4 protein-coding genes are annotated in these 5,521 nt (G+C 58.9%); 2 read left to right on the forward strand and 2 right to left on the reverse strand.

The features are described 5' to 3' along the window. Positions 1-80: 80 nt before the first annotated feature. Entirely contained in the window at positions 81-557 is a 477-nt protein-coding gene (locus tag FEM54_RS22930) for a hypothetical protein (protein ID WP_017135256.1), read from the reverse strand. Positions 558-858: 301 nt separating this feature from the next. Between FEM54_RS22930 and FEM54_RS22935 the strand changes: the two genes are divergently transcribed. Together FEM54_RS22935 and FEM54_RS22940 are read left to right on the forward strand one after the other, a co-directional pair. Then, positions 859-3,240 carry a TonB-dependent receptor plug domain-containing protein gene (locus FEM54_RS22935; protein WP_138453202.1) on the forward strand — a complete coding sequence of 794 codons (2,382 nt, stop codon included), beginning with the start codon at positions 859-861 and terminating at the stop codon, positions 3,238-3,240. A gap of 26 nt (positions 3,241-3,266) precedes the next feature. Further along, a complete protein-coding gene (locus FEM54_RS22940) occupies positions 3,267-3,920 on the forward strand; it encodes a gamma-glutamylcyclotransferase (protein ID WP_017135258.1) in 654 nt (217 codons plus the stop codon). Here the strand turns inward: FEM54_RS22940 and glpT are convergent. After that, complete coding sequence (glpT, locus tag FEM54_RS22945) at positions 3,917-5,254, reverse strand: glycerol-3-phosphate transporter (RefSeq protein ID WP_017135259.1); 1,338 nt, start codon at positions 5,252-5,254, stop codon at positions 3,917-3,919. The genes FEM54_RS22940 and glpT overlap by 4 nt on opposite strands. Between the last annotated feature and the right edge of the window lie 267 nt (positions 5,255-5,521).

Genomic DNA, 5,521 nt, shown 5'->3' on the forward strand with positions numbered 1-5,521 from the left:
GCGGTGTATCAGTTGCAGGTGTGTTAGCTGACCCGCCGCTATCGCAGGCAAGCCAGCTCCCACATGGGTAGGCGGCGTTCCTAGAAACGCACGCCTGCCGTCAGCATCGCCGCATTGAACCCCAGTAACACCAACTCACTGGCCACCGGGCCGAAGTGAACCCCCACAGACGGAATGATCGCCGGTGCAACGCCATAACGGTTGAGCGGGATTTTGTCGCGGTACTTACCGCGATAGCCCTGTAGCGCGCCCGCGGTCACCTTCATATAAAACGGTGAGTCGCCAATATCGTAACGCTTGCCGGCGTAGACGTAATAAGAGCGCTGGCTGAACGAGTTGCGAAACGTCGCCCCGCCATACACCAACCCCGACGCCTCGTTACGTTCCAGGTTGATCAAGTCCTGATTGTTGTTGTGCTTTGGGTCCGGCGAAAAATGCTTGGTGTAGACACTGGTCTGGGCGTACCAGAAACCTTTGTCGTCATTGGCGGCGGCCTCGGAAGCCAGAGCAGTGGTGGTTTGCAGCAAAAGCAGCAGACCGGAAAAAAGGTATTTCATGGTTCGACCTCGATAGTCGTTTGAAGAAGCGGCTAATGTGGGTCGCTAAACATCTGCAGTTTGGCGGCTTATGTTGGGCATGACCTGAACCAGCGCTGAAAACACGGCCGCCTATGCTTATGCAATTAAGGTATTTTAGATGTAGGAATAATCTCATTAAGCTATAAGGCAACGGACTACCGCCTTATCGTCAATAACCAGTAACTGACCGCTACCGCCCGCCAGCCGGACCGATCGTGTGAACTCAGAGCATTGAAGCTTTGATTTTTTGATTGCCGGGCTTGAATGGCAGGGGAGCGGTATGGGGAGTTACAAGAAACATGCGTACACAGCTATTTTGTCGGCCAATTTGCTGACTGCTGTGGGATTCAATCCGGTCTGGGCGGACGCAACAGCCGCCGATGCACCAAAACTCGACACCGTGATCGTCACCGGCACCCGTGCCCAAGAGCGCACCGCCAGTGCTTCGTTGTCGCCCATCGATGTCATTTCCGGTGACACATTGCGCAGCACCGGCTCCGATGAGCTGGGCGCGGTGTTGGCGCGTCTGATTCCTTCCATCAACTTCCCGCGCCCCAGTCTGGTGGACGGTGCCGAACTGGTACGCCCGGCGCAGTTGCGCGGTTTGTCGCCGGATCAGGTGTTGGTGCTGGTCAACGGTAAACGCCGCCACACCAGTGCTTTCGTCAACCTGGGCGGGGCCGTGGGGCGCGGTTCGGCGCCAGCGGATTTGAATGCGATCCCGCTGTCGGCGGTCGACCATATCGAAGTGCTGCGCGACGGCGCGTCGGCGCGCTATGGCTCGGACGCGATTGCCGGGGTGATCAACGTGATCCTCAAGCACGACGACCACGGCGGCTCTGTCTCGACCAAATTTGGCGAGTACAAGAAGGGTGACGGCATCCAGCGCAATGTCAGCGGTAACACCGGGTTTGCCTTGGGCCAAAACGGCTTTATCAACGTTTCGGGCGAAGGCGCCGACAACGACTACACCAACCGCGCCGGCGACGATTTCCGCCCTGGCAGCGTGGGTTCCACCACCTATGGTCAGCGCGTGTTTCGTCAGGGCGAGCCGGCCACCAATGAAGGCAAATTCCAGTTCAACTCCGAATATTCCTTCAACGATGCAGCCGAGTTCTACACCTTCGGCGGTTACAGCAAGCGTCGTGGCGAAACGGCGGCGTTCTATCGGGCGAGCAACGCGTCCAACAACATCCCGGCGCTCAACCCCAATGGCTACCTGCCTTTGATCAAGGGCAATCTTGAAGACACGTCCTTGGTGGTCGGCCTGCGCGGCTTGCTGGCCTACGATTGGCATTACGACCTGTCGGCCAACTATGGCAAGAACCAGTACGAACTGGGCACCGAAACCATCAACACCTCACTCGGCCTGGTCACTCCGCGCAAATTTAACAACGGTACCTTGAGCAACGATCAGCGCCAGGTCAGCCTGGACCTGTCCCGTGAGTTCGACGTGGGCTTTTTGCCGTACCCGGTGTCGTTGGCTTTTGGCGGCGAATACCTGCGCCAGGGTTATCAAATTGAAGCGGGCGAGCCGGCGTCCTACTACCAGACCGGCAGTTCGGGCCTGGGTGGGTTCCGTGATGCCGACGCCGGTAGCACCTCGCGGCACAACTGGGCTCAGTATCTGGACCTGGAAACCAACTTCACCGAAAAACTCAGCGCCTCAGCCGCCGTACGTCATGAGGACTACAGCGACTTCGGCTCCAACGTCAGCGGCTCGCTGTCGGCGCGTTATGACTTCACCCCGCACGTCGCCTTGCGTGGCAGCATTTCCAATGGTTTCCGTGCGCCATCCCTGGCCCAGCAGAACTTTGCCTACACCTCGTCACAGCTGATCGGCAACACCATCCAGGAAGCTGGCACCTTCCCGGCCAACAGCCAGGTCGCCCGCCTGTTGGGCGCCGAAGACCTGAAGGCCGAGAAGTCGCGCAATTACAGTCTTGGCCTGGTGCTGGAGCCGGCCGATGACCTGACCGTGACGCTCGATGTGTACCGCATCGACATCCGCGACCGCATCAGCTTGTCATCCAACCTCAATCTCAACCCGGCGACTATCGCCTACCTGCAAGCCAATGGCGTCGGCAACATCAACTACACCAGCGCCCGTTACTTCACCAACGCCACCGACACCAGCACCGACGGTGTCGACCTGGTGGCCAACTATCGCTACCCGTTCGATAACGGCATCCGCTGGAACAGCACCGTGGGCTACAACTACAACCACACCAAAGTCACCGACGTGAAGCCCAACCCGGCGATTCTGGACAGCCTGGGCGCCAACCTGGTGCGGGTAGACCGCCGTGAGCGCATTGGTTTGCTGGGCGATACCACGCCGCAGCACAAGCTCAGCCTGGGCAACGACTTCACCTACGGTCGTTGGGCGCTGCACAGCAACCTGGTGCGCTATGGGGAATTCACCAGCTACCAGGCCGACAAGGTCAACGATCAGACCTTCAAGGCCGCCTGGGTGCTGGACCTGTCGGCAGACTATAAGTTGAAGAACTGGACCTTCACGTTGGGCGGCGACAACATCACCGATAAATACCCGGAGAAGGTCAATGCCTACGCCAGCAGCGGCGGCAACCTCGCTTACAGCACTTTTTCGCCGTACGGTTACAGCGGCGCGTTTTATTACGGTAAAGTTGCTTACAACTGGTAACACGCAGGGGACCTAAGCGATCCGCCATGACCGTTATTGAAACCGATCTGTTGCAATTGGCTTACCCTCCGCGGCTCGATCTGGGGCCGCAACTGACTCACGAGCAATTAATGAGTTCGATGCAGGCCACCATGGCCAGGCATAAGGGCGGGCCGGTCTGGCTATTCGCTTATGGTTCGCTGATCTGGCGTCCCGAATGCTCGTCGACCCAGCGCATGCGCGCACGGGTTCACGGTTATCACCGGGGTTTGTACCTGTGGTCACATGAGCATCGAGGCACGCCGGAGTCGCCAGGGTTGGTGTTCGGCCTGGATCGCGGTGGTTCTTGCAGCGGGTTTGCCTACCGCTTGCCGGAAGACCAGCTTGAGGCCTCGCTTTATGCCTTGTGGCAGCGCGAGATGCCTTACCCGTCGTACCGACCGCACTGGCTCAGCTGCCGCCTGGAAGATGGCAGCCAAGTGCAGGCGCTGGGGTTTGTGTTGGAGCGGCACTTGCCCAGCTATGCTGGCAACCTGCCCGATATCGTGCTTAACCACGTGCTGGAAAGCGCTTGCGGGCGTTACGGCACCACTCGCGATTATGTCGAGCAGACCGTGAACGCCCTGCGTAGCCACGCCATGCCAGATAAAAACCTGGAGGCGCGGCTCAAGCGTTGTGCCAAAGACTGCGGCGGGAATTAACGCGCCGCGCTGACGCTGTTGGTGTGCCACAGCGTCGGGATCAGGAACGCGATCGCCAACAGGCATGCGCCCACCAGCAACACAAACCCACCGTCCCAGCCGAAATGGTCCACGGTGTAGCCCATGGCCGCACTCGCTGCCACCGAACCACCCAGGTAGCCGAACAAGCCCGTGAAACCAGCAGCGGTGCCCGCGGCTTTCTTCGGCGCCAGTTCCAGCGCCTGCAGGCCGATCAGCATCACCGGGCCGTAGATCAGGAAGCCGATGGAGAACAGCGCAATCATGTCGACCATTGGGTTGCCTGGCGGGTTGAGCCAGTAAACCAGGGTCGCCACGGTGACCAACGCCATGAACACGATGCCGGTCAGTCCACGGTTGCCACGGAAGATCTTGTCCGACATCCAGCCGCACAGCAGCGTGCCTGGAATGCCCGCCCACTCGTAGAAGAAGTACGCCCACGAGGTTTTATCCACGTCGAAATGCTTGGCTTCTTTGAGGTAGGTCGGTGCCCAGTCCAGTACGCCGTAGCGCAGCAGGTAGACGAACACGTTGGCGAAGGCGATGTACCACAGCATTTTGTTGCGCAGCACGTACTTGACGAAGATTTCCTTGGCGCTGAACTCGTCTTCGTGGCTGGCGTTGTAGCCTTCCGGGTAGTCGTTCTTGTACTGCTCGATGGGCGGCAGGCCGACCGATTGCGGGGTGTCGCGCATGGTGATGAAGGCAAATGCCGCCACGGCCAATGCCACGGTCGCCGGCACATAGAACGCTGCGTGCCAGTCGTTGAACCACGCCATACCCAGCAGGAACAGCGGGCCGATCAGGCCACCGCCGACGTTATGCGCCACGTTCCACACCGACACCACGCCGCCGCGTTCTTTCTGCGACCACCAGTGCACCATGGTGCGCCCACTCGGCGGCCAGCCCATGCCCTGTGCCCAGCCGTTGATGAACAGCAAAATGAACATCATGGTTACGCTGGACGTCGCCCAAGGTGCGAAACCGAAAATGAACATCACACCGGCCGATATCAACAGGCCAAAGGGCAGGAAGTAGCGTGGGTTGGAGCGGTCGGACACCAGGCCCATCAGGAACTTGGACAAGCCGTAGGCAATCGCGATGGCTGACATTGCCAGGCCCAGCTCGCCACGGGTGTAACCCTCGTCGATCAGGTACGGCATGGCCAGCGAGAAGTTTTTGCGCAGCAGGTAGTAGCCCGCGTAACCGAAGAAAATACCGGCGAAGATCTGCCAGCGCAGCCGTCGATAGGTACTGTCTATTTTTTCTTCAGGCAGGGGCGCCTGGTGTGCGGCAGGACGAAAGAAAGCAAACATTCAAGAGCTCCAAATTTCTTGTTTTGACTGCGGATGCGAATGTTACAGTTTCGTTACCGAAAATAGCATCGCCTCTTATCTGCAAACACAGGAAATTGGAGCGATTGCATGTTCTCTTACGAACATGTCGCTAATAGATAAGTGTGGGTCGGTATCAGGTCTTAAGACCTAAAGAGATCAACTGTGGGAGCTGGCTTGCCTGCGATAGCGGTCTATCAATTGCAGCTGTGTGAGCTGACCCGCCGCCATCGCAGGCAAGCCAGCTCC

The organism is Pseudomonas edaphica (genome assembly GCF_005863185.1).
In the GTDB taxonomy this organism is placed as follows: Bacteria; Pseudomonadota; Gammaproteobacteria; order Pseudomonadales; family Pseudomonadaceae; genus Aquipseudomonas; species Aquipseudomonas edaphica.